Origin of the sequence: Cupriavidus consociatus (assembly GCF_017814975.1) — a bacterium.
GTDB lineage: Bacteria > Pseudomonadota > Gammaproteobacteria > Burkholderiales > Burkholderiaceae > Cupriavidus > Cupriavidus consociatus.
Window position 1 is genome coordinate 105,253 of record NZ_JAGIQA010000023.1, and the last position, 24,268, is coordinate 129,520.

Here is a 24,268-nt window from a genome sequence, read left to right on the forward strand (position 1 = left end):
TTATTTGAGTCCTGACGCCGTGCCCAACAGCGATGTGGACGGCAGAAGCAGGTTCATCACCCGACTCCAGCGAACCAGGTCGCGGGCGTCGACATAGACCACGTCTTTCGGCTCCAGCTCAAAGCCTTCGGCGATAGCCAGCGCCGCCGGCGTGGTGCCGTCCAGGTGGAACACCTTGGGTTCGCCGTTCGGCTCCTTGCGGATGACGAAAATCTGCTCGGCATTGGCCGTGCCCGGATTGACGCCGCCGGCGTCACCCAGCGCCTCGTTCAGTGTCATGCGCCCGTTGCGCATCAGCAGGGACGACGGCTTCGCCACTTCGCCAGTCACGAAGATCTTGTTGTCCTCACGCTGCTCCACCCGCACGATGTCGCCGGAGCGCAGCATGATGCGCGCCGGGTCGACGCCCTTGGCCAGCAGCGCCGGGATATTGACGTACCAGCTGCGTTCGCCGCGCGTCACCCGTATGCGGCTGTTGTCGCCGGTCAGGTTCAGCACGCCGCCGGCACGGTTGAGCGCCTCGACCAGCGTCATCGGCGCGTCGTCGATGGCAAGCATGCCCGGGGTGCGCACTTCGCCGTCGACGTAGACGCGCTGGCTGCGGAAGCCCAGCACGCGCACGGTCATCTGCGGGTCGCGCACCACCCGCGAGAGGATGCGGGCCATCTCCTTGCGCACTTCGTTGGCGGTCCTGCCGGCAACCCTCATGACACCGGCATAGGGGAACTGGATGTCTCCCTGCGGGCTCACCACGTAGCCGGGCAGGTTGGAGCCACCGCTTGACTGCGGGATCTCCAGGCTGGCGGCGGGGCTGTAGGTCTGGGTCGGGAACACCAGCTCCGGGTGGTCCCAGACCACCACGGAAATGATGTCGCCCGGGCCGATCCGGTACGGCTCGGCCTTGGCGAACAGCTCTTCGACGCGCTCGTTGGCCGGCTTGCTCTTGCTGCGCAGCTCGCGCACGAGGTCGAGCGTGATCGGCGTCACGCTTGGCTTCGCGTCGGGCCCGACCGCCTTGACCGGGGCGTTGCTGTCGAAAACCATGCCGGGCGAGGCGGCGCATGCGGACAGCAGCGCTGCGCTCAGAAGCGGCAGCAGCAATGCCGCCGGGCCGCGGCGCCCGGCTTGGTTGGGACGACGCTGGATGTTACGACTGCAGATTGATCTCACGGCGATCTCCTCGCGAAGCGGGCAAGCACCCAAGCCGGCACTGCACCCACGATGCGCTGATCGTAGGAACGCAGGCTGAAAAGCTCGGTGCGCTGACACACACTGCATGTGGGTGGAGATGCCTCAAGGCTGCCGGAGCCAAGGCAGCACGGCACGGACCGTGATCCGGCTCCTCCATCAGGAGGAGATGGACCATCTGGACGATGCCGCTGCCAGGGCAAGGCTGTAATCTGCGGAGAAACACCGCCGGTACGGCGACATGTCTGGTCAGCGAATCGAGCATAGGCAATGGTCCGTGCCAGCGACACGGCAGGATGCCCGCCAATGTGCGGGGGGCAACAGTGCGCGCCGCGGCGGCGCTGACACAATGCTTGGAAGCGGTGCAGGCTTAGGGGGGCGGACCTTCGGAAGCAGGGCGCTGTCAGGGTGACACGGGCGGGGCACGTGGCCAGCCACAGCCAGCTGTGCAGGGCAGCGCCGCGTGACGATGCCTGATCGATGCCATTGCAGAAGGGTCCCGCCGAGCGCCGGCAAGACCGGCAGGGCACGGCACACCCGCCGGCCGCACCGGCAACGACGTTCGATCTTCTTTCGGGAGAAACCTGGCATGCGTATGCAGATTGCCCGCAACGTTCTCTGGCTGGTGCTGGAGCGAGGCCTGCAGGTGGTGTTCGGCATCGTGAGCGTGGCCCTGATCGCACGCGCCGTCGGGCCTGAAGGCTTTGCGGAATTCCAGTACGCGCAGTCCCTGGTGCTGATTGCCTCGGCGTTCGCGCTGATCTGCGGCAACGAAGTGGTCATCCCGCGCCTGGTGGCCGACCAGGCGCCGGCCGCGCAGCACAGGCTGCTGGCCCATGTCTTCGGCTTGCGCGAGCTTGCCGCGATCTTGGGCTATATCGCTCTCGTGGCGGTGGTTGCCATGACGGAGGATGACCAGGTCATTGTCGTGATCGTCATCATCGTGGGCATCCCCATGCTGTTCCGCGAACCGTTCGGCGCGGTGCGCTCATGGCTGCAGTCGCGTACCGACAGCCGCCCGGGCGTGATCTTCGGCATGGTCGGCCTGGCTTTCCGCATGGTTGCGGTCGGGGCGCTCTACCTGGCGGGCACGAATTCGGCGCCGGACTACGCCTGGGTGGTCGCCGTGGAATCCCTGCTGTTTGCTGTGCTGCTGAGCCGCTACTACCGCAAGCGCAGCCCCCGCATTGCGGTGCAGTTTGACTGGTCGCTGGCTCGCACGCTGCTGCGCGACGGCACGGTGTTCTGGATGGGCATGATGCTGATGCTTTGTGCGAAGCGCGTCGATCAACTGCTGCTCAAGCCGCACATTGCCCTGTCCGAGCTGGGCGCCTATGCGGCTTCCATGCAGGTGCTGGACAACTTCATGATGCTCGGCGCGATCGTCGCCAGTTCGGTGGCTCCGCTGATGATCTACGCGCAGCCGAATCTGGCGCTGGTACGGCGCAACGTCATGGTCGTGACCGCCGGTATGGTCGCGATGGGAGCGGTGGGAGGGGGGCTGCTGGCCTACTGCTCGCCGTGGATCATCTCCCTGATCTACGGCGAGCACTATGACGCCGCGGCCAGCCTGCTGCGCCTTTCCGCGATGGCATCCGGACTGGTGTTCGCCGATGCCGCACTGTCGCTGCTGGTGATCTACCTGCGCAAGCCGAACTGGCTGGTGGAAAAATGGCTGCTGGTGCTTTGCACCATGGTCGTGGTGGACCTCGTTGCGATCCCGGCCTACGGTGCCCGCGGCGCCGTCTACGGCTATATCGCGGGCAACGCGGTGGCCGTGCTAGCCGGCATCGGGTTCTTCCTTCGCTCCCGCGAGCCGGTCGCGGTGGAGCAGGCGGCGTGACGCCAGCGTGACCGCGACGCGCCTGCAGTGGCCAATTCTTGCTTGGGGCTTCGACCATGGAATACGCATCGACTGCGTGGCATGTAATCAGCGCGACGCTCGTGCTGCTGGCAGGCGCGCTGGTGGCGGTGAGCACGGGCAGAAAGTTCGGCACACGGCCGAAATGGGCGCTCCTGCTCTATGCCTGGCACACGATCTTCTGCATCGTCTACGCAAAGCTGGTGATGGAGACCGGCGGGGACGCAGCCGACTACTTCGAGGCTTCGCTGTTGCCGTCACCGGAGTTCGCCATCGGCACGCGCGCGGTGAGCTACTTCACCCATATTTTCTCGCAGTACCTTGGCATGTCGTACCTCGGGGTGTTTCTTGTCTTCAACATCTTCGGGACCATCGGCCTGCTGGCATTCGACGCGGTGCTGCGGACGGTGACGGCGGGCAGGAGCCGGTTCCTGCGGGGCCTGGCCATGGTGATCGTGCTGTTGCCCTCTGTCAGCTTCTGGACCGCCGCCATCGGCAAGGATTCGGTTGCCTTCATGGCAACCAGCCTTGCGATGTGGGCAAGCATGTCCATGCCGCGCCGCAGCTGGCTCATGATCATCGCGATCACATGCATGTTCCTGATGCGGCCGCACATCGCGGCGGTGATGATCCTGTCGCTGGCTGCCGCGATGGTGATCTCGGCGAAGATGAGCTGGAAGTGGCGGGTTGCGCTGGTCAGTGTGGCAATGGTTGCCACCGCGGCCATCGTGCCGTTCACCATGCAGTACGCGGGCCTGGGCGAGGCGAAGGATGCCGCCACCATCGAGGCGTATGTCGAAACGCGCCAGGGCTACAACCAGCAGGGCGGTGGCGGTATCGACATCGCCAGCATGTCGCTGCCGATGCAGCTCTTCACTTATGTGTTCCGGCCCTTGCCGTACGAGGCGAACGGCATCTTCGGCCTGGCGGCGTCGCTGGACAACGTGGTGCTGCTGGTGCTTGCGATGCTTGGGATCTGGGGCATGATCCACCGGCGCGGCAGCCGCGTGGTACTGAAGAACCAGGCCTTCCTCTGGATCTACTGCATCGGCGCCTGGCTGATCCTGGCGCCGATGACGGCGAACCTGGGCATCTCCGTGCGGCAGAAATGGATGTTCGTGCCGATGCTGGTGTGCCTGCTGATCTGCAGCATCAGGGAGCGGCAGGTCAGGCGCCGCGCTCCGGCGACGGCGTACGGGCCCCGCATCAGCAGCCGCTGAATACCAGCCGCAAATACCAACCGCAAATACCAGCCGCAAATACCAGCCGCAAATACCAACCGCAAATACCAGCCGCAAATACCAGCCGCAAATGCCAGCCGCCGGTCATTGGACCGGCGCTGCGCAGGAGCGGTCCAGCAGGTCAGCTGCTGGCCAATGTCTTCGCAAGCGGCATCTTCCCACCGATCCGGCGATTGATATAGGCGCGCATTGGCTTCTCGATGGCGAGATGCAGCAGGATGGCGATGCCGACCGTCAGCGCCAGCAGCAACGCTGCCTGCACGACCCCCGGCAGGGTGGCTACTGCCGCCACCTTGTCTCGCATGAGCTCGAACAGGTATTGGGGAATGCGCTGCACGATGTAGATGCAGTACGAGACTTCGCCGAGGAATACCAGGCCGCGCAGCGACAGCACGCGGGTCAGTGCATCCTTGGGATAGGACAGGCAGAACACCAGCCCGGCCGCACCCGCCACGAACAGTACATCCACGCCCAGGCCGACGCCCAGCAGGCAGACGCATAGCGACAGCATGCCGCCGGCGCGCAGGCCCTCATGGCGTGGCATCGCGGCACGCAGACGGCAGAGCAGGACCCCCAGCAGGAATTCGGGAACCAGCCGCGCTACGCCGCCGCTCAGGGACAAATGGTCGGGGGAGGTGGCTTCCACGGCTCCCAGTGCCGCCAGGGCGATGCCGCTGGCCAGCAGGATGCGGGTCCGGTGCAGCCGCGGCGCGGCCAGCAGGAAAAGCGGAAAGAATACGTAGGCGAACCACTCGGCACTGACCGACCAGCCGACGTCATTCCAGCCGAGGCCACCGGCATAGCGCCACGCACTCAGCATCAGCATTTCCTGCAGGAAGCTGGATGCGGTATAGCCGCCCGTGCCGACGTTGTGCGTGTGCAGCAGCAGGTCGCGGACGATCACGGCGATGGCCAGGGCAAGCAGGCAGGCAAGATAGACAGGGTAGATGCGGGCGATTCGCGCCACGATGAACCGCTTCCACTGTATTTCCCTGCCAGGCGCCGGGTCGTAGTTGTAGGCGAGGATGAAGCCGCTGAGGATGAAGAAGCCGTCGACGCCCAGGTAGCCGTGGTCGAACCAGGTACTGGTGAAGCCGATGTCGAAGAACGTGCCTTGCGCGCCGTAGGCATGGAACCAGTGCCTGCACATCACCCATAAGGCCAGGAACAGGCGCAGGCTCGTAAGAGGTTTGAATTGCTGCATGGCAGGTCTCTGTACGCTTTGCCAGGACCGCTGGCACCCGGGCGCGGGTGCCATGGCTGGCGCTTGCTATTCGGCCGGCATCTTGGCCTCCTGGAAGGCCGCCGGCGGGCGCTGCAACGCGCCGGGACCGCCTTCGGCATGGGCCTGTGGCACGCCCAGTGGCTCGAAGGGTCGGCTGCCACCCTCCTCCGCATGGCGAAGGCTGACATGCCGCGCAATGCGCGGCGCGGCAAACTTGGCGCCGTAGACGAAGCGCAGCACCGGGCCGAAGCTCATCGCTGCCGCGGGGCCAGTGACATAGAGGCCCGGCACGCGGGATTCGAAGTTGCGCGACACCTCGGGCCAGCCATCGACGAGCAATAGTCCCGCGACGATATCCGGCGACAGGAAGGAATGCCTTGCCAGATCGACCCTGAAGCCGGTGGCGACCACGACGTGGTCACCGGTGACAGTGGATGGGCCGCTGTCGCTGCTTACGTCCAGCACCACCTCGCCGTTGCGGACCGCGCCATGCCGGACGGTGGTCTGCATCTGGACATCGACCTTGCCGGCCACGCGGTCGCGCAGCCACCACGCGCCCGAAGGGCCGAACGAAGTCTCGGCGATGCGTTTGCGCAGCGGCTGCCCGAGCGGCCGGAACAGCTGGGGAAATTCCGACAGCACATAGGGATACCAGCCCTGGGCCAGCCCGCCCTCGGGACGCAGCGCCCGCGAGATCAGACTGCGGTCGACCTCCGGGTCCTTGTTCCAGGTAATGATGCTGTCGCGAACCAGTACACGGACATGCGCGCCCAGTTCGTTGAACAGCGCCGCCAGTCCGAGAGCCGACTGCCCGCCGCCGATGATCACGATGCGCTTGCCGCGCGCCCACATCAGGTTGCCGATCTCGCCGGAGTGCATCACATGCGGCTTGGGCAGCCCTTGCAGAAACGGCGGCATATGCTCGAACCCCTTGAGCCCGAGGGCAACCACCGCACGCCGCGCAAGCAGCGTGCCCCCGTCGCTCAGGGACGCGCGGAAGCCAATGTGCTGGCGGCGCAGCTCCGTGACTTCCACCGGGCGCACGTGGCTGACCAGCTGCGACTGGAACCAGAGCCCGTACTCGACAAACCTCTCCAGCGGCAAGCGCATGCCGATCGGGGCGTACGGCAGGTGCATGCGGCGGCTGTAATCCTCCAGCCGGTAGCCGGCGAGGGGCGCATACAGGTCCGAGGCAAAGGCCTCGGAGCGCATCAGCATCCCGGGCGGCATGAAATGGCGCCAGGCAAGCATCGGCTCGCCGAGCACCTGGTGGGGCACGCCAAGATGGCTGAGGTGGGCCGAGATCGACAAGCCGTACGGGCCGGCCCCGATGATCACGGTGTCTGTGGTCGAGATCATTGCTGTTCCTGTTGGACCTGCTCGCGACGATTGGAAGGAAACCAGCCGTTCCACCGCTGACGCAGGCGTTCGAGCGGCGGATTCAGGCAGTAGTGATGGATGGCCGGCAGCGGGTCATCCCAGCGCAGATAGCCGTCAAAGGTCTGTGCCCCGGGCGGCATCAGGCTGGCCGGCGCCCCGCGGATGAAGGTGGCGCGCCAGACGGCGTCAGACCTGACGGGAGCGCACGGCAGGTCCGGCAACTCCAGTTCGTGGCGATGCGCTGCCAGCGGGATGTTCACGCCGCACAGCGTGGCGATTTCTTCCTGCCAGTCGATGCGCCCGACGGTCGGCTCGATCATCACGAAGCGCCGGTGCTTGTCGTCCCACTTGTACTCCATGCTGCCCATGCCGTCGAAGCCGGCAGCGCTGGCGAAGTCGAGCGTGATCCGCTCCAGCTCCGCATGAGCTTCGGGCGCGCCGACGCAGACGGCGGTGCTGCCGATGTCGGGCGGCCAGCAGGCCAGCTTCCTGCCCGTAAACACCGCTGCCGCCTTGCCGTCCCTGCCGCGGTAAAAGAGGGTGAAATAGATATTGCTCTGCGGGCCGTCGATCCATTCCTGCGCGACGATGCCGCCCGGGGTGCGCAGCATGGCGCGGGCGTGTTCCTGCGCCTCGGCCAGCGATTCCACGCGGATGGCGCGCTCCTTGTCCCCGCTCAGCGCCTGGCGCTTGTCGTCGGGCTTGATCACGCAGGGAAAGCGCAGGGATGAAAGCTGAGGCACGTCGAACTGGCCATTCAGGATGACCGTGCGGGGTACCGGGAAGTCATGGTCCTGCGCAAAGCGGTGAAAGGCGGCCTTGCTGCTGAGCATGCGCACGCCCTGCGCGGATGGCAGGCGGAACCGGTACCAGCGCGACAACTCTTCGCGCGCTTCCGAGACACTGTGGACGGCATCCTCGTCAGTCAGGTACAACACCGGCCGCTGCCCCAGGCTGCGCGCCAGCGCAATCATGTCGTCGACAAAATCGCGCCCCACGAAGCCGCGGATGACATGCCGGCGGGCATGGCGGGACCACAGTGCGGCCGCGGCACGCTTCGTTTCCGCCACGATGACGGGAATCCCCTGGTTTCCCAGCGACCGCACCAGTCCAAGCCCGCCGAGCTGCCCGCCGACGACGACCGCCGCGGGCATCTCTGCCGCATCGAGCCTGCTTTTCATCATGATCTCCAGGAGGGAATAAGGCTGTCCGTGACAGGTGCGGAGAGGAATGCCGGATCTGGTCCGAGCGCCCGTCGGCCGACACACGCGGAAGGGTGTGCACCGGGCCGACACCGCAAATCTAGATCGACGCAAACGGGGTATCCGTACGGGGCCCCACATACGCCGGCTTCGCCACGGCAACACGCCGCGTGCGCGCCTTTGCCCGCGGCCTCCTACCTACCGAAGCATGAATGCGCCTCCACCCTAAGGCTACTGTCGGCGCCGTGCATGATGGTGCCAAATGCATGCAGTGGCGTTGCACAGGATCGCCAGGGGGAAGACATGTCCGGTCAGTTTCCAGAGGCCGCTACGCCGCGGGGCCTGGTCATCGTGGTCGCGGCGACCGCGCACGAGCCGGCAGGCTGGGAGGCATCCGTGATACGGCGCCTGCGCGCCTCCGGCACCAGCCGCATCATCGTGCGCGCGCCGGATGCGATGCGCCTGCCTGGCAAGTCCGGCGGTACCCCCGATGGCGCGCATGCGCAGCAGGTATCCGGGCAGTTGACGGCCACCGTGGGGACCGAGGCGATCATGGCGATCGTCGATCTCACCGGCGAGCTCGATACGGCCTGGCGCGGCCACGCCGTCGAGGGCATGTGGCGCCTCTGCGACGGGCGGGGGCTTGCGCCGGGTGATCCGCACCACGGCCTGGAGACCCACGCCAGCGGCGCCGGCATCGTGCTGGAACTGGTGGCCTGGAAGGACGCGGGCGTGTTCCTGGTCGACACGGCACGCGGCTATGCCGAACCCTGCGAGACGATTTCGCGCGAACGCCTTGCCGTCATGGGCGCGTCGCTGCTCGACGGTGCGCTGCGCGAGATCCGTGCCCTTGGCGGCCTGGCAGCGCGTGCACTGTGGCCGGGTGAGCGGCGAGCCCGCCCGCGCCCGGCCGCATGGCAGCGCCTGCTCTGGCGCGCGCGCGCGCTCGCCGCTCACGCTGCCATCCAGGTCAAGGGATTCCTGCTGGTGGAGCACTGGATGATCGGGCTCGTCGACATGACCTTTGCCGAGGCCGTGCGCGCGCAGCGGCTGCCAGTGCGCTGGCTCGGCACGCGCGCGTCTTCGCATTGCTGGGCCGATCCGTTCGGCGTGCCGGGCAGGCCAGACGAAATCTATTGCGAGGAAGTCGACCTGCGGCAGGGCCTCGGACGCATCGTCAGGCTGAAGCTGGGCGCGCACGACGTGCCGTCCGCTGCCGGACCGGTCGAGCTGGGACTGCCGGGGCACCTGTCGTTTCCGTACCTGTTCCGCCACGACGGCGCGCTGTACTGCGTGGCCGAGTCGTCGCAGAGCCGGCGCTGTGTGCTGAACCGCCAGGACGAGTCAGGCGCCTGGCAACAGGTCGCGGTGCTGCTGGAAGACATCGCGGCGGTGGACCCGACCATTTTCGAGCATGACGGCCGCTTCTGGCTGCTCTACACCGATGTCGCGATGGGGCAGTTCGACAACGTCTGCCTGTGCCATGCCGACAACCTGCTCGGCCCATGGCAGCCGCACGCGCAGAACCCCGTCAGGTTCGACAACGGATCGGCGCGCGCGGCCGGCTCGGTCGTGCGCGCTGGCGGCCAGCTGCTGCGGGTGGCGCAGGTGTGCAAGAGCGGCTACGGGCAAGCCATTGCGGTCAACCGCATCGTGCATTGCACGCCGGAGTTCTATCGGGAAGAGACCGTGGGGCGCGTCAGCCCCGAGGGCGATCGCCTCAATCCGGATGGCCTGCATACCATGTCGGACTGGGGCGACCGCGTCGTGGTGGACGGCAAGCGCCACCTGTTCCACGCGGGCCTGCTCTGGCATCGGATCGTGGCGCGTGCCAGCCGTGCCTTGCGCCTGCCGGGGCCTACTCGAAACCCATCTCGCGAAGCATCACGGCGTTGACCTTGTGCACGTCGTACTTGCTCTCGGCGATCTGCCGGGAGCGTTGGCCCATGCGCACGACGCGTTCCCAGTCCTCGATCAGCTGCATCATGGCCTGCTCCAGCGCGCCGACGGACTTGACCGGCACCAGCACGCCGTTGTCGCCGTCGACCACGGTCTCGCGGCAGCCCGGCGCATCGGTGGTGATGACCGGACGACCCATTGCCATGGCTTCGAGCACGGAGCGCGGCGTGCCTTCGCCGTACGAAGGCAGCACGTAGACGTTGCAGCCGGCGATGGCGGGCCGGACATCCGACAGCCGCCCGAGGTAGTCGACGGTGCCGTCCGCGATCCAGCCGTCCAGCTCATGCTGCGCGATGGCATCCGGGCTGGCGTCGATGAAGCCTGCCAGGCTGAAGCGGGCGCCGGCACCGGCGCTGCGCGCCCGAATCCGCCGGGCCGCCTCGGCATACTCGCGCACGCCCTTGTCGCCAAGCAGGCGCGCGATCAGCAGAAAGCGCGGACGGTCGTCGGGAAGCGGCGCGACCTGGAAACTCCCGACGTCCACGCCCGAGCCGTTGACGATGCATGAACGCTTGCCGGCGGGCAGGATGGTCAGCCGGCGGAACAGCGCCTCGTCGTCAGGATTCTGGAAAAAGGTCGTATGCGCGCGGCCGAGCGCCAGCGCATAGAGCCGCTGCACCACCGCGCGCAGCCCGCTTCTGCCACTGTCCTCGCGGAACGCGTAGCCAAGCCCGGTGATCAGCGCGAAACGGCGCGGCACGCGCGCCAGCCAGGCGGCCAGCAAGCCATAGATCACCGGCTTGATGGTGTAGCACATCACGCTGTCGGGCCGGATCCGCCGCATCAGCCGATGCAGCGCGAGCAGGGAGCGCGCATCGGCCAGCGGATTCATGCCGGTGCGTTCGAGGGCAACGTCATGCACGATCACCCCGCGCGACTCCAGCGCGGTGCGCACCGGTGCGCCTGCGGGCAGTCCCGGCGCCGCCACATGCATTTCCACGCCCTTTTCCTGCAAGGCAGCGATGAGCGGACCGCGAAAATTGAGCAGTGACTCGCCGAAGCTGGCGATCATCAGGAAGCGCATGCCGGTCTCCTGCTAAGCGACGGCCTCGCAGGCCTGTTGTTGGGGGGACTGCTGCGGTGCGCGCTCGTGCGCCAGCCACGCCTGGAACATCAGCACGCACCACAGCGGATGCTGCCAGTTGCGCCGCCCGCAGAGGTGCTCGGCCCAGCGGCTGCGGATCGGTTCCGGATTCAGGAAGCCCTCCTGGCGCAGGCGCCGCTCGTCCAGGAGATCCTCGGCCCAGTCGCGCAGCGGGCCGCGCAGCCATGCGTCGATCGGAATGCCGAAGCCCATCTTGGGGCGCTCGATCAGCGCCCTGGGCACATAGCGGTCCAGTACCTGGCGCAGCACCCATTTGGTGGTGTATCCGCCGGCTTCCTTGCGCACCTTGCACGCGAGCGGCAGGCGCCAGGCGAACTCGACCACGCGGTGGTCCAGGAACGGTATGCGCGTCTCCAGGCTGTGGTGCATGGCCGCGCGGTCCACCTTGGTCAGGATGTCATTGGGCAGGTAGCCCAGCATGTCCAGCGCCATCATGCGCTCGACGTCGGTCAGTGCGCCGAGGGACAGGGCGCCGTCCGGCACCGTGTCCGGCTCGGTGCCGCCGATGACAAGCGCCTCCGGGTGGTGCCAGTGCGACACCATGCCCCGATACAGCTCGGTCGACGAGTGCGCGGCCATGACGCCCGCGCCCTTGTGGACCTTTTCGCCGAGATTGTTCCAGCGCGAGGCGATAGGCAGCGTGGCGGCGAGCTGGTCGATGCGCTGCGGGGAGAAACGCGTCAGTCCCCATGCCGCGGCGGCGCGCATTGGAGAGGGGATGCGCGACAGCCGTTGCCACAGCTCCGCGGTGATCTGGTAGCGGTTGTAGCCGCCGAACAGCTCGTCGCCGGCGTCGCCGGACAGCGACACGGTGACGTGGCGCCGCGCCAGCTGGCTGACCAGCAGCGTCGGGATCTGCGAGGAGTCGGCGAACGGCTCGTCGTAGCTGCCGGGCAATTCAGGGATGACCGCCATCGCATGTTCCGGCGTGACGTACAGCTCGGTATGGCTGGTGCCCAGATGCCGCGCGACCGCCTTGGCGTACACCGCCTCGCTGTAGTCCGAATTGTCGAAGCCGATGGTAAAGGTGCGGACCGGCTGCGGCGATTGCGCCTGCATCAGCGCCACCACGGTCGACGAATCGACGCCACCGGACAGGAAGGCGCCAAGCGGCACGTCTGCCATCATCTGGCGGCCCACCGCCTGGCGCAGCAGCGTCTCCAGGCTGTCCACGGCCTCCTCGGGAGTGCCGGTGAACGGATGCCGCACGCCCTCGAGCGCCGCTGCGGCGCCCGACCAATAGGGACGCAGCACGGGATCCGGGGCCCGCAGCGAGAGCGTCAGCAGATGCGCGGGCGGCAGCTTGGTTATGCCCTGGTAGATGGAGTGGCTGCCTGCCACATTGTTGTGGCGCATGAACAGGCACAGCGCATCGCGATCGATGCGCCCCGCGAACGCCGGATGGCGCCGCAGCGCCTTCAGTTCCGAGCCGAACAGGAAGGTACGTGCCTGGCCCGTCCCCTGCCAGCCGTAGTAGAGCGGCTTCTCGCCGAGGCGGTCGCGCGCCAGTGTCAGGGTGCCCGCCTGCCGGTCCCACAACGCAAAGGCGAACATGCCCTGCGCCCGCCGCACCGTGGCCTCGGCGCCCCAGGCGTCGATGCCGGCAAGCAGCGTCTCGGTGTCGGAATGGCCCCGCCAGCGCGGCGCGGCTCCCGCACGCTCCAGCTCGGCGCGGATTTCCAGGTGGTTGTAGATCTCGCCGTTGTACGCAATCACATAGCGGCCGCTGGCTGCCGCCATCGGCTGTTGCCCGGCCGCGGACAGGTCGACGATGGCCAGGCGCCGGTGCGCCAGGCCGAACGGCTTGTCCGGATCGCACCAGGTATCGCCGTGATCCGGTCCGCGATGGCGGATCTGCCTGGCCATCGCGGCCAGCAGCGCGGCGCGCTCGGCCATGGGGGTGGGTAAGCCGCCGAGAAATCCTGCAAGTCCGCACATTGTCGTTTTCCGGTTGCGCTCAGGCCTTCAATGCCTGCTGCCTTTGCACGTACCAAAGCATCGCCTCGGCAAGCCCGTCGCGGATGCGGTGCGTGGGCTGGTATCCCAGCAGGCTCTGCGCCTTGCTGATGTCGGCCTGGCTGTGGCGCACGTCGCCTGCCCGGAAGCCGCGATAGACCGGCTGGGTACCGGCGGCCACGCCATAGCGCAGCAGCCCGTCGCGAAGCAGCTCGAACAGCGTGGTCAGCGTGGTGCGATCGCCGACCGCGACGTTGTAGACCTGGCTGGCCGACTCGCGGTATTCGCTGGTGGCGGCCAGCAGGTTGACCTGTACGGCGTTGGCGACGTAGCAGAAGTCGCGGCTGGTCTCGCCGTCGCCGTTGATGCAGACGGCCTCGTGCCGCAGCAGGGCGGCGATCCATTTCGGAATCACGGCCGCGTAGGCACCGTTCGGATCCTGGCGCGGCCCGAACACGTTGAAATAGCGCAGGCCGACGGCGTGCACGCCGTAGCACCGGTGGAACACGTCGGCATACAGCTCGTTGGCGTACTTGGTGACCGCATAGGGGCTCAGCGGCTTGCCGATCAGGTCTTCCACCTTGGGCAGGCCCGGGTGGTCGCCATAGGTGCTGCTGCTGGCCGCATAGACGAAGGTCTTGACCTGCGCGTCGCGGGCGGCGACCAGCATGTTCAGGAAGCCGGTGATGTTCACGCTGTGGGTCGAGACCGGGTCCTCGAGGCTGCGGGGCACGGAGCCGAGCGCGGCCTGGTGCAGCACGAAGTCCACCGGATGCAGGGCCGCGGCTGTGCCTGCGCGCGCGGGCGCACGGAACAGCATGGCGTTGCGGCAGTGCTCGGGGTTGCGGATATCCCCCTCGACGAACTGGAAGTTTGCCCATTGCCTGGGCGGCACCAGCGACTCGACCTCGCACAGGTTGCGGCGGTGCCCGGTGGAAAAATTGTCCAGGCCGATCACGCGCTGGTCGAGCCGCAACAGCGTTTCCAGCAGGTTGCTGCCGATGAATCCGGCGACGCCGGTGATGAGCCACGTGCGCGGCGTGGCGGCCAGGCGTGTCTTCAGGTGCGCGTAGGCGTTCTCATGCATGAACAGTGGCTCCGTGGCGCGGTTCCGGGTGGGTTTGCGTACGTGGCTACAGGCGTCCGTCAACCTCGCTGCGCGGCAGGATGCCCTTCACGTCGAACAGCACCGCGTGCTCCTTGCCGAAAGCCTTGATTGCCCGCACGCCCATGGTGACGAACTGGTGGTGCGCGACCGCCAGCACGATGGCATCGTAGTGGCCGTGCCGGGGGGCCTGGCGCAGGCATGCCAGCCCGTATTCCTCTTCGGCGTCCTCGACATTGATCCAGGGGTCGTAGACGTCGATCTCGGCGTTGTAGCCGCGCAGCGTCGTCACGATGTCGACCGCCTTGGTGTTGCGCACATCAGGGCAGTTTTCCTTGAACGTCAGACCCAGCACCAGCACGCGGCTGCCAAGCACGGGAATGCCCCGGCGCAGCATCAGCTTCACCACCTCGTCGGCGACATGGATCGCCATGCGGTCGTTGATGCGCCGGCCGGCAAGGATGACCTGCGGGTGGTAGCCGACCTCCTGCGCCTTGTGCGTCAGATAGTAGGGATCGACGCCGATGCAGTGCCCGCCGACCAGGCCAGGACGGAACGGCAGGAAATTCCACTTGGTGCCGGCGGCCTTGAGCACTTCGAGCGTGTCGATATCGAGCTTGTGGAACAGCAGGCTGAGTTCGTTCATCAGCGCGATGTTGACGTCGCGCTGAGTGTTCTCGATGACCTTCGCGGCTTCCGCCACGCGGATGCTGCTGGCCCGGTGCGTGCCGGCCACGATGATCTTGCGGTAGAGCGCGTCGATGGCCTCGCTGACCTCGGGCGTGCTGCCGCTGGTGACCTTGCGGATATCCGGCAGCCGGTGCTCCTTGTCGCCGGGGTTGATGCGTTCGGGGCTGTATCCGCAGAAAAAGTCTTCGTTGAATTTCAGGCCGCTGTGCCGCTCCAGCACCGGCACGCAGATTTCCTCGGTAGCGCCCGGATACACGGTCGATTCATAGATCACCACCGCGCCCGGCGCCATCGCCTTGCCCACGGTCTCGCTCGCCAGGATCAGCGGTGTCAGGTCGGGGCGCTTGGCCCGGTCCACCGGCGTCGGCACGGTCACGATAAAGACCTGGCAGTCCTTCAGCGCGGCAGGATCGCTGCTGTAGCGCAGCTGGCGCGCGCTGCGCAGTTCATCCGCGGTGACCTCCAGCGTGGCGTCATGGCTGTTGCGCAGTTCTTCGATGCGCGCGGCATTGATATCGAAGCCCACGACCGGCTGCTGCTTGCCGAATTCCACGGCGAGTGGCAGGCCGACATAGCCCAGCCCGATGATGGCGACTTGTGCGTGACTGAAGTCCATGACAGTGATCTTCCGAGTTTGCGAGCCTGCCGACGACGGCGTGAAAAGCCAGATTCGTGAAAATTATCGTGCGCAGCCAGCATGCCGTGCGCGGGGTTTCGTGCCTTGGCGTACACAGGCGCGCGCGCGTGCGGCAGCCGCAGCGCGCGTCATGCCACGCCGATCTTGTTGCGGCCCGTTTCTCCCGAGATGCGGGACAACAGGCCTTCCCAGCGCACGGCAATCTCGGCCGGCGCGAACTTGTGTACGTTGCGGCGGCCGGCGTCGGCCAGGCGGGCGGCAAGCTCGGGACTGCCGATGACCGCCGCGATCTCGCGCGCCAGCGCGGCGGCATCGTCAACCGGGCTGAGCCGGGCGTTCTGGCCGTGGGTGAGCAAGGCTCTTACGCCCGTCTCGCAGTTGGTGGCGACGATCGGCAGGCCGTAGGCCATGGCCTCCACCAGCACCAGAGAGAAGCCTTCATAGCGGGAGCTGAGGCAGAGCATGGCGGCGTCCCGGTACACCGCTTCGATATCGCTGCGCGCCGGCTCCAGGCGCACGCATTGCTGCAGGCCAAGCCGGTCGCGCTGCTGTGTCAGCGACGCCAGCAGCTCGCCGTTACCCACGATCCGCAGCCGCCAGTCAGGAAAGGCACGGGCAATGGGCACCCACGCCTGCAGCAGCACATCGAAGCCCTTGACGTCGGTCAGGCGCCCCACGGCGACCGCGGTACGGGACGTGCGCGCGGCGGGCTCGGCGGGAACGGGAAACGTCAGCGAATTGGGGATGACCTCGACATTGCTGCAGTGCAGGCGGCGTACCCATTTCTCGCGGTCCAGCTCGGTCAGCACCACGATGCGCTCGCAGGTGCGCGCGCTCAGGCGGCGCGCAATGCGGCGCCACCGCAGCCCCAGGTCCTGGTCGAAGTTGCAGTGTTCCCAGGCAATGCGGCGTACGCCGAGCCCCAGGCACGCCGGCAGCGTGAACAGGGTCAGCAGCGGGTCGACTTCCACCAGCAAGGCAATGCCATGCTGCCTGACGTAGCGGCGAATGCCGGCGACAGTGTGCAGGAAGTGCGTGCGGAAGGAGGGACGCTGGTCGAACAGCGTTTCATGCCGCACCGCCGGGTCGAGCGGGAAGCAACTGCGGTGATCGCTCAGGCTGAGGATGTGGATGCAGTGCCCGCGCCTGGCCAGCTCGTTCGCCACCGTGGCGGTCATGCGCTCGGCGCCGCCGAAGACGTTCAGCGTCCCGGTCAGGAAGCAGATCGCCGGCCCTCGTGTCGCGCCGGCTGGCGACTGACGCCCGGCCTCAGCGGTAGCGTGCGACGGCATCGGGAACCTCGACTTGTGCCGGCGCGCCGGCGCGTGCATAGCTGGCGTACAGGCGCAGCCAGTCGCGCGCGATGCATCGGATATTGAAACTGGTCGCAATGTGCTCGTGCCGCGCAGCCTCGTCGACAGGTCCTCCGCGGCCTTGCGAGACGGCGTCGCGAATGGCACGTGCCAGCGCTGGCGTATCGCCACGCGGGACCAGCGTGCCGATCCCACGGACCATGGCGGGAACACCCGAGGCATCCGTGGCGACCACCGGGCAGCCGCTCGCCAGCGCCTCGCCTACCACCAGCGGCATGCCTTCGATCAGGGATGACAGCACGAACAGGTCCGCCGCATTCAGCAGTGCCGGCACGTCCATCCGCTTGCCAAGCAGAATTACGCGTCCGGTCAGCCCATGCTGTTCGATGCGCCGCGCCAGTGCGTCGCGCTGTGGCCCTTCGCCGGCGATCATCAGTACGGTGTCGTCCCCGAAGGATGCCTGCGCGAAGGCATCGATCAGGGTGGTCTGTGCCTTGTCCGGTACCAGCCGGCCCACGTTGAGAATGAGCCGGTCGCCCGGGCGCAGGCCGAGTTCGGCACGGGTGTCGCTGCGCTGCCCGGCGCTGGGCCGGTAGCGAGTCGTATCGAAGCCGTTGGGCACATAGACGATGCGCGAGGCGGGAGCCGCGCGCACCTCGATCATGCGCTGCCGGCCTTCTTCGCTGACCTGGGTAGTGAGATCGGCCCAGCGGTCAGTGAGGCGATACCCCAGCATGCGCAATGCCCCGCCCTCGAAGTAGTTGTGTGCCGTGCAGATCGTTGCCGGGACCGTGCACACGCGCGTCAGCAGGCGTGCCATCAGGTTGGCGTGAACGAGGTGGGAATGGACGATGTCCGGGCGCCAGCGCAGCACGAACCGCCGGATCTGCATGAGCGTGCCCAGTAACGCCGCCGGCGTCTTGCGCATATTCAGCATCAGGACCTCGACGCCTTCGGGAAGCGTCAGCTCGCAGCCCGGCATCAGGCTTACCACGGAGACGGCGTGTCCCAGCAATCGGTACTGCATTGCGAGCGCGGCCACCTGCTGTTCAGCGCCGCCCAGTTGCAGGCAGGTGATGAGCAGCATGATTCGCATCGGTACGGCGGGAATTCCGTTTTGACTCGGGTCCATCTGCGCTCCGGCGTGAGGGTTTGTGCAGTACCAGTTACGCTATCGCACCCGCACCGCAGCATCCGTTCGGCGTCGAACGGATGTTCCGCCCGATGCTGCGCTGGCAGTCGTGGCTGCAATGCAGCCGGCGGCAGAAAGGTTCACCGTGGCGGCCAGAAAGCCGGGCGCCGCCCGCTGCGCGCGCCCGCAGAGCGCGACGTCTCACGGTCTGTGCGCCGTGGCAGCGCGGACGCCGGGTGGGACGCCGCGCCGGTGCGGGTGCAGTCCGCGTACAGCCGCAGCCAGGTGCGGGCGATGGCCTCGATGCTGAAAGCGGAATCGATGTGCCGATGCCGCGCCGCCTCGTCCGCGGCCGCGCCGCGTCCTGGCAAGAGCGCGTCACGCATGGCCCGCGCCAGGGCGGCCGGATCCCCGCGCGGCACGACTGTGCCAACGCCGTCCACCATCGGCGCCACGCCGGCGGCGTCCGTGGCCACGACCGGGCAGCCGCACGCCAGCGCTTCGCCCACCACCAGCGGCATCCCTTCGACCCGTGACGACAGCACGAACAGGTCGGCTGCGTTCAGCAGGGCCGGCACGTCGTGCCGCCTGCCCAGCAGGCGCACCCGGCCGCCCAGGCCATGTCCGGCGATGCACTGCGCCAGCGTGTCGCGCAGCGGGCCGTCGCCGGCAATCATCAGCATCGTGCCGGCCGCAGGGGACAGTTGCGCAAAGGCATCGATCAGATCCGTCTGCGCTTTTTCCCAGACGAGCCGACCCACGTTGAGGATGAGCCGTTCGTCGCCATGCAGTCCGAGCGCCGCCCGCGCGGCGGACCGCGCCTGCGCGTGCGGGCGGTAGCGAGCCGTGTCGATGCCGTTGGGGACGACGATGATCCGTTGTCCTGGCGCCGCGCGGGTCTCGATCATGATCTGGCGGCCCTCGGCGCTGACGTGGGTGGTGAGATCGCTCCATCGATCGGTAAGGCGGTAGGCCAGCATGCGCAGCGCGCCGCCCTGGAAGACGCTGTGCGCCGTGCAGATCGTGGCCGGAACCGGGCACACGCGCGTCAGCATGCGCGCGAACAGGTTGGCATGGATCATGTGGGCATGGACAACGTCCGGGCGCCATTGCAGCACGAAGCGGCGCACCCGCATGAGCGCTTCGAGCAATGACAACGGCGTCTTGCGCATCGTCAGCATCACGGTTTCGACGCCTTCGGGCAGCGCCACCTCGTTGCCCGGCAGCAGGCTGACCACCGATACCCGGTGTCCCAGCGCCACATACTCGCGCGCGAGCGCCGCCACTTGCTGCTCCGCGCCGCCCAGCTGCAGGCAGGTGACAAGAAGCATGATCCGCATCGGTCCGCTGTGCTTCCCGTGTTGGCGCTGCTCCATTGTGTCTCCTGCGACATGACCTGGCGCCCGCACCCTATCGCACCGCAGTGCCCGCATCTGTTCGCTGCCGAACCTATGCGGGCAACCGGCTGAAGATTGTGGTGCAAGCCACGTTCCGACGGCCCTGGCCGCTTCACAGTGGCGGACGAATCCGCTTAGATATCTCCTCGATACTGTTCAGAAGGTAGGGAAGGATCATGAAGCGTGTTCTGGATATCGTCCTTGCGTCGCTGGCGCTGCTGGTGCTGGCGATTCCTCTTCTGGTCGTGATGGCCCTGGTGCGCTGCAAGCTTGGCAGTCCGGTGTTTTTCCGGCAGACGCGGGCCGGGCTCGATGGCAAGCCCTTTGAAGTCATCAAGTTCCGCACCATGACCGACGAGCGCGGTGCCGATGGCGAGCTGCTGCCTGACGCGCAACGCATTACGCCGTTCGGCTGGGTGATCCGCCGCACCAGCATCGATGAGCTCCCCGAACTCTGGTGCGTGCTGAAGGGCGAGATGAGCCTGGTCGGGCCGCGCCCGCTGCCTACCTTCTACCTGCCGCTCTATTCGGCGGAACAGGCGCGGCGGCTGGCCGTCAAGCCGGGCATCACGGGCTGGGCCCAGGTCAACGGGCGCAATTCACTGAGCTGGGAGGAGAAGTTCCGGCTGGACGTCTGGTACGTGGATCACCAGTCGACCTGGCTGGACCTGAGGATCCTGTGGCGCACGATCGGCACCGTGCTTGCCAAGGAAGACATCAGCGCCGAAGGCGAAGTTTCCGCGACCCGCTTCTGCGGGAGCGAGAAGACACCATAGGCGCCCCCGGCGTGTGAACCGCACCGCAACCCTTGGAAATCGGCAATGCTCAATACCGGATTCTCACCCTGGCCGAGCTTCAGCCAGGAAGAGGCGCAGGCAGTGCAGCGCGTGCTGCTCTCGAACCGCGTCAACTACTGGACCGGCACCGAGTGCCGCGACTTCGAAAAGGAGTTCGCCGCCTGGTGCGGCGCCGGGCACGCCATCACGCTGGCAAACGGCACGCTGGCGCTCGACGTGGCGCTGCGCGCGCTCGATATCGGCCCGGGCGACGAGGTGGTGGTGGCGCCCCGGACCTTCCTGGCCAGCGTTTCCTGCGTGGTCAACGCGGGGGCGACGCCGGTGTTCGCGGACGTCGATGCCGGCAGCGGCAACCTCAGCGCCCGGACCATCGCCGCCGTGCTGACGCCGCGCACGCGCGCCCTCATCTGCGTGCACCTGGGGGGCTTGCCATGCGACATGGATCCCATCATGGCGCTGGCACGCGAGCACGGGCTCAAGGTGATCGAAGATTGCGCGCAGGCGCACGGGGCCGTCTACAAGGGGCGCATGGTTGGCACCATCGGCGATGTCGGGGCCTGGTCCTTCTGCCAGGACAAGATCATGACCACTGGTGGCGAGGGCGGCATGGTCACTACCAACGATCCCGCGCTGTGGTCGCGCATGTGGTCGTACAAGGATCATGGCAAGAGCTGGGAGGCCATGTATGACCGCGCGCATCCGCCGGGCTTCCGCTGGGTGCACGATTCCTTCGGCACGAACTGGCGCATGACCGAGATGCAAGCCGCGATCGGCCGCATCCAGCTGCGGCGCATGGCGGACTGGCACGCCCGGCGTACCGCCAATGCGATGGCGCTGGCAGACGCCCTTGGCGCCTGCGACGGCCTGTACGTGCCGCTGGCGCCTGCGGGCGTGCAGCATGCCTGGTACAAGTTCCATGCGTTCGTGCAGCCGCAGCGGCTTGCGGAAGGCTGGAGCCGCGACAGCATCATGGCTGCCATCAACGCGGCGGGGGTGCCTTGCTATACGGGCGGTTGTGCCGAGGTCTACCTGGAAAAGGCTTTTGACGGAACCGGATGGCGCCCGGCCGCACGCTTGCCGGTGGCGCGCGCGCTGGGCGAGACCAGCCTGATGTTCCTCGTGCATCCCACGTTGACGGAAGAGGAAGTGCACAGGACCGGGCAGGTGGTGCGCAGCGTGATGGAGCAGGCGACGCGCGCGGCAGCTTGATGGCGAATTTCCTGTGGAACCATTACCTCTATTTTGGCGAGAGCCGCGTGGCATTGCCGATGGCGGTCTGGATCGCAGTCTGCCTGGCGGTGGCCGGCCAGGGCGCGCGCGCGCTGCGCTGGACGGTATCGTTCAGCATCGGTGCCGCGCTGGTGATGGCGGCCAAGTCCGCGTTCAGCTACTCCGGCTGGTCGCTCCCGTCGATCGGCGTCTACAGCGTGAGCGGGCATGCGATGCTGACAGCCGCGCTGTATCCCGTGCTGCTGATGCTGCTGGGCTCCGTGCTGGGCCGGTACGCGGCCTGGCTCGGGCTGGCCACGGGAGTGGGGCTGGCGCTGTTCATGCCGGTGGTGCTGGTGACGGATTTCCACCATACGGTGGGCGAATCGCTGATCGGTCTGTGTGTCGGCTTTGCGGTGGCCGGCATCACGCTGTGGCGCTGGCAGCCGGTGCGGTTGCGCCACGCCGGCGCGACCGTGGCAGTGCTGCTGCCGCTGGCGCTGCTGTTCGATCCGCGCGACGCCGTGGAAGACATGCGCGACGCGCTGCACAGCCGCACCATGCAATGGACCGGGGCGACCGGCGAGTACTGGCGCAGCATTGACCCGGATCCTGCAACGGGGAGGCGGGTCGTCTCCGTCGGGTTCTTCAGGGCAGGAGGCGCGTGAGGCCTTCGCACGGATTTTTCATCGAGCACGCGGGATGGCACCCATGAAACCTGCCTCGGAATTCGGCTCATTCTTTCATCTCGATCCGTCGGCGCCTCTGGGCGGCGCGTCGTGGCTGCGCCCGGGCGACCTGCTCACCGGCAGCGGGCGCGACGCGCTGCGTGCGATCGTGGCGCAGGGGCGCTCGCGCGGCTGGCGGCGGCTCTACGCACCCAGCTACTACTGCCATGCGGTGCTGGACGACCTCGCAGGCGACATCGACGTGCGCATCTATCCGCACGCCCCGTTCGACGACCTCACGTCGCTCTTGCTGGCGCCAGACGAGGCTGCGGTCGTTCCCGAATACTTCGGCCTGCGGGCGAGGGTTGAAGTTCAGGGCGGCAGCGTCCTGCTCGACCGCTCGCACGATCTGCTCGCCGACTGGTCATATGACCGTGCGCCGGATTACGTGTTCGCGTCGCTGCGCAAGACCTTGCCCGTGCCCGACGGGGGGCTGGTACGGCCGCCGGCCGGGCAGCCGTTCATGCATGCCCTGGCGCCTGCGCCGGGGCATGTGCGCGCAGCGGCGGGCATGGCCGCTGCCATGTCGATGAAGGCGGCTTACCTGGCAGGCACGCAGGTCGCCAAGGCAACCTTTCTGGCACTGGCGGGCGAAGCGGAAGGCAACCTGCGCAGCGATGCCGAGATCTCCGGACCTTCGGCGCTCACGCGCGCGTTGGCCCCGGCGCTTGATCTCGCCCGGATGCGGCAGCGGCGACGCGATAACCTGGCGCTGCTCGGCGCCTGCATGGCCGGCCTGCCCGCCGGCCTGCAATGGCGGGAAACGCCGGCGTACGGCATCCTGCTGTGCGCCGACGCGCCACAGCGCGACCGCATCCGGCAACGGCTGATCGCGAGGGATGTCTACCCGGCGGTGTTGTGGCCCATGACCTGGTCCGCCGCCACCGAGGACAACCGCCGGCTGTCCGGCCGCATCCTGGTCGTGCATGCCGACCATCGCTATGGCCCGCGCGACATCGAGCGCCTTGGCGAAATCATCCTGCACATTGCCACCAATCCCGATACTTCCGACGAGGATCGATGATGATGAAGACCAATCTGCTGGAGACTTCCAGCGCCGAATGGCTCGCGGTGCTCCAGCGTTGCCGGCATGACAGCCATCATATGCCGGGATGGCTGCGGGCCTCGCAGCATGAAGGCGGCGGCAAGCCGTTTGCCGTCCACGTCACCGACGGCAGCCATGAGTTGCTGGTGCCGCTGCTGAACCGCGACATCAACGGCAAGGACTGGGATGCGAGCTCGCCCTACGGATTTGCCGGCCCGCTCGTCAGCGACGACGCCCCGGACTCGTTCGTCGACGAGGCCATGACGACGGCGATGGAGGCGCTGCGCGGGCAGGGATGTGTCTCGTGCTTTATCCGCTTGAATCCGATCGTCAACGCGCAATGGCGCAGTGCCGTCGGCACGATGATCGAGCATGGCCTGACGATCTCGATCGACCTGTCCAAGAGCGAGGCCGAGCACTGGCGCGACACCTCGCACGGGCACAGGCTGGAGATTTCCAAGGCCATGCGGGCCGGGGTCACGGTGCGCATGGACGAGACGCTGGAAACGCTGCCGCATTTCATCCGTCTCTACAACGCGTCGATGGACAGGCTGCGTGCCTCCGAGTACTACTTCTTCGACGACGCCTACCACTACAGCCTGGCCGAGGAACTCGGCGATCGGCTGCGGCTGTTTGTGGCGGAAGAGGAAGGCGTCGTCATCGGCGGCGCGACGATCACGGTGTCCGGCGAAGGCGGCATCCTGCAGGGCCACCTGATGGGCATCGATGCCCGCTACCGGCACCGGCAGCCCAGCAAGATCCTGCTGCACGCCATCCGGCAGTGGGGACGGGAGCAGGGGCACCGCTACTATCACCTCGGCGGAGGCCTAGGCGGGTCGGCGGAGGATTCGCTGTTCCGCTTCAAGCGCGGGTTTTCGCCGGACACGCACGTATTCTGCACGCAACGCGTGGTGGTGGATGCCGACAAGTACCAGGCGCTGTGCGGCGGCACGCCCACGGTGCTGGAGGACCTGAGCGGGTTCTTCCCGGCCTATCGCAAGTCCGGCGATTAGACGTTGAAGATCGGCAGCAACAGGAAGGCCGCCCCTTGAGGCGGCCTTCCTGTTGTCCGCGGCAGAAAGGTTTGCGCCCTGGCCG

At 67.2% G+C, this 24,268-nt stretch carries 19 protein-coding genes; 8 read left to right on the top strand and 11 right to left on the bottom strand.

Features of this window, described 5'->3' with window-relative positions:
* On the bottom strand, positions 1-1,170 hold the full coding sequence (locus J8I82_RS26915) for a polysaccharide biosynthesis/export family protein (protein WP_284183171.1): 1,170 nt from the start codon (positions 1,168-1,170) through the stop codon (positions 1-3).
* A 607-nt stretch (positions 1,171-1,777) separates the two neighbouring features.
* On the opposite strand from J8I82_RS26915, the gene J8I82_RS26920 reads away from it, so the two are divergent.
* Both J8I82_RS26920 and J8I82_RS26925 read left to right on the top strand, forming a co-directional pair.
* Entirely contained in the window at positions 1,778-3,031 is a 1,254-nt protein-coding gene (locus tag J8I82_RS26920; RefSeq protein ID WP_209761884.1) for a lipopolysaccharide biosynthesis protein, read from the top strand.
* A 56-nt stretch (positions 3,032-3,087) separates the two neighbouring features.
* The gene (locus J8I82_RS26925; RefSeq protein ID WP_209761885.1) at positions 3,088-4,269 is read left to right on the top strand and encodes a hypothetical protein; all 1,182 of its coding nucleotides are present in this window, start codon (positions 3,088-3,090) and stop codon (positions 4,267-4,269) included.
* A 142-nt stretch (positions 4,270-4,411) separates the two neighbouring features.
* On the opposite strand, the gene J8I82_RS26930 is transcribed toward J8I82_RS26925, so the two are convergent.
* The 3 genes from J8I82_RS26930 to J8I82_RS26940 all read right to left on the bottom strand — a co-directional run bounded on the left by J8I82_RS26930 (position 4,412) and on the right by J8I82_RS26940 (position 8,079).
* A complete protein-coding gene (locus J8I82_RS26930; protein ID WP_209761886.1) occupies positions 4,412-5,494 on the bottom strand; it encodes an acyltransferase family protein in 1,083 nt (360 codons plus the stop codon).
* Between the two features lie 66 nt (positions 5,495-5,560).
* The gene (locus J8I82_RS26935; RefSeq protein ID WP_209761887.1) at positions 5,561-6,874 is read right to left on the bottom strand and encodes an NAD(P)-binding domain-containing protein; all 1,314 of its coding nucleotides are present in this window, start codon (positions 6,872-6,874) and stop codon (positions 5,561-5,563) included.
* Positions 6,871-8,079, bottom strand: a complete 1,209-nt coding sequence (locus tag J8I82_RS26940) for a carboxylate--amine ligase (RefSeq protein ID WP_245180146.1) — start codon at positions 8,077-8,079, stop codon at positions 6,871-6,873. Before J8I82_RS26940 ends, J8I82_RS26935 begins: the two co-directional genes overlap by 4 nt.
* 321 nt (positions 8,080-8,400) lie before the next feature.
* Between J8I82_RS26940 and J8I82_RS26945 the strand changes: the two genes are divergently transcribed.
* Positions 8,401-9,993 carry a glucosamine inositolphosphorylceramide transferase family protein gene (locus J8I82_RS26945; protein ID WP_245180147.1) on the top strand — a complete coding sequence of 531 codons (1,593 nt, stop codon included), beginning with the start codon at positions 8,401-8,403 and terminating at the stop codon, positions 9,991-9,993.
* On the opposite strand, the gene J8I82_RS26950 is transcribed toward J8I82_RS26945, so the two are convergent.
* The 7 genes from J8I82_RS26950 to J8I82_RS26980 all read right to left on the bottom strand — a co-directional run bounded on the left by J8I82_RS26950 (position 9,956) and on the right by J8I82_RS26980 (position 19,370).
* Positions 9,956-11,080: a glycosyltransferase family 4 protein gene (locus J8I82_RS26950; RefSeq protein ID WP_209761888.1), complete on the bottom strand. Its 1,125-nt coding sequence runs from the start codon at positions 11,078-11,080 to the stop codon at positions 9,956-9,958. The two genes, J8I82_RS26945 and J8I82_RS26950, sit on opposite strands and share 38 nt — an antisense overlap.
* A gap of 12 nt (positions 11,081-11,092) precedes the next feature.
* Positions 11,093-13,099, bottom strand: coding sequence for an asparagine synthase (glutamine-hydrolyzing) (asnB, locus tag J8I82_RS26955; protein WP_209761889.1), 2,007 nt, complete (start codon positions 13,097-13,099; stop codon positions 11,093-11,095).
* A 19-nt stretch (positions 13,100-13,118) separates the two neighbouring features.
* Positions 13,119-14,204, bottom strand: a complete 1,086-nt coding sequence (locus J8I82_RS26960) for an NAD-dependent epimerase/dehydratase family protein (RefSeq protein WP_209761890.1) — start codon at positions 14,202-14,204, stop codon at positions 13,119-13,121.
* 46 nt (positions 14,205-14,250) lie between these two features.
* On the bottom strand, positions 14,251-15,582 hold the full coding sequence (gene tviB / locus J8I82_RS26965; protein ID WP_284183173.1) for a Vi polysaccharide biosynthesis UDP-N-acetylglucosamine C-6 dehydrogenase TviB: 1,332 nt from the start codon (positions 15,580-15,582) through the stop codon (positions 14,251-14,253).
* Between the two features lie 95 nt (positions 15,583-15,677).
* Positions 15,678-16,841, bottom strand: a complete 1,164-nt coding sequence (locus J8I82_RS26970) for a glycosyltransferase family 4 protein (protein WP_209761891.1) — start codon at positions 16,839-16,841, stop codon at positions 15,678-15,680.
* The gene (locus J8I82_RS26975) at positions 16,819-17,958 is read right to left on the bottom strand and encodes a glycosyltransferase (protein WP_209761912.1); all 1,140 of its coding nucleotides are present in this window, start codon (positions 17,956-17,958) and stop codon (positions 16,819-16,821) included. The genes J8I82_RS26970 and J8I82_RS26975 overlap by 23 nt, the downstream gene beginning before the upstream one ends.
* Positions 17,959-18,134: 176 nt before the next feature.
* Positions 18,135-19,370 (bottom strand): glycosyltransferase, encoded by a 1,236-nt coding sequence (locus tag J8I82_RS26980; protein WP_245180151.1) that lies wholly within the window; start codon positions 19,368-19,370, stop codon positions 18,135-18,137.
* Between the two features lie 197 nt (positions 19,371-19,567).
* Between J8I82_RS26980 and J8I82_RS26985 the strand changes: the two genes are divergently transcribed.
* Genes J8I82_RS26985 through J8I82_RS27005 form a run of 5 tightly spaced genes read left to right on the top strand, consistent with a single transcriptional unit; the run spans position 19,568 to position 24,183 of the window.
* On the top strand, positions 19,568-20,167 hold the full coding sequence (locus tag J8I82_RS26985) for a sugar transferase (protein WP_209761892.1): 600 nt from the start codon (positions 19,568-19,570) through the stop codon (positions 20,165-20,167).
* A 45-nt stretch (positions 20,168-20,212) separates the two neighbouring features.
* Positions 20,213-21,397: a DegT/DnrJ/EryC1/StrS family aminotransferase gene (locus J8I82_RS26990; RefSeq protein ID WP_209761893.1), complete on the top strand. Its 1,185-nt coding sequence runs from the start codon at positions 20,213-20,215 to the stop codon at positions 21,395-21,397.
* Positions 21,397-22,065: a phosphatase gene (locus J8I82_RS26995; RefSeq protein WP_245180152.1), complete on the top strand. Its 669-nt coding sequence runs from the start codon at positions 21,397-21,399 to the stop codon at positions 22,063-22,065. The genes J8I82_RS26990 and J8I82_RS26995 overlap by 1 nt, the downstream gene beginning before the upstream one ends.
* Positions 22,066-22,108: 43 nt before the next feature.
* A complete protein-coding gene (locus J8I82_RS27000) occupies positions 22,109-23,149 on the top strand; it encodes a hypothetical protein (RefSeq protein WP_209761894.1) in 1,041 nt (346 codons plus the stop codon).
* Entirely contained in the window at positions 23,149-24,183 is a 1,035-nt protein-coding gene (locus J8I82_RS27005; protein WP_209761895.1) for a GNAT family N-acetyltransferase, read from the top strand. The genes J8I82_RS27000 and J8I82_RS27005 overlap by 1 nt, the downstream gene beginning before the upstream one ends.
* The last annotated feature ends 85 nt before the right edge of the window (positions 24,184-24,268 follow it).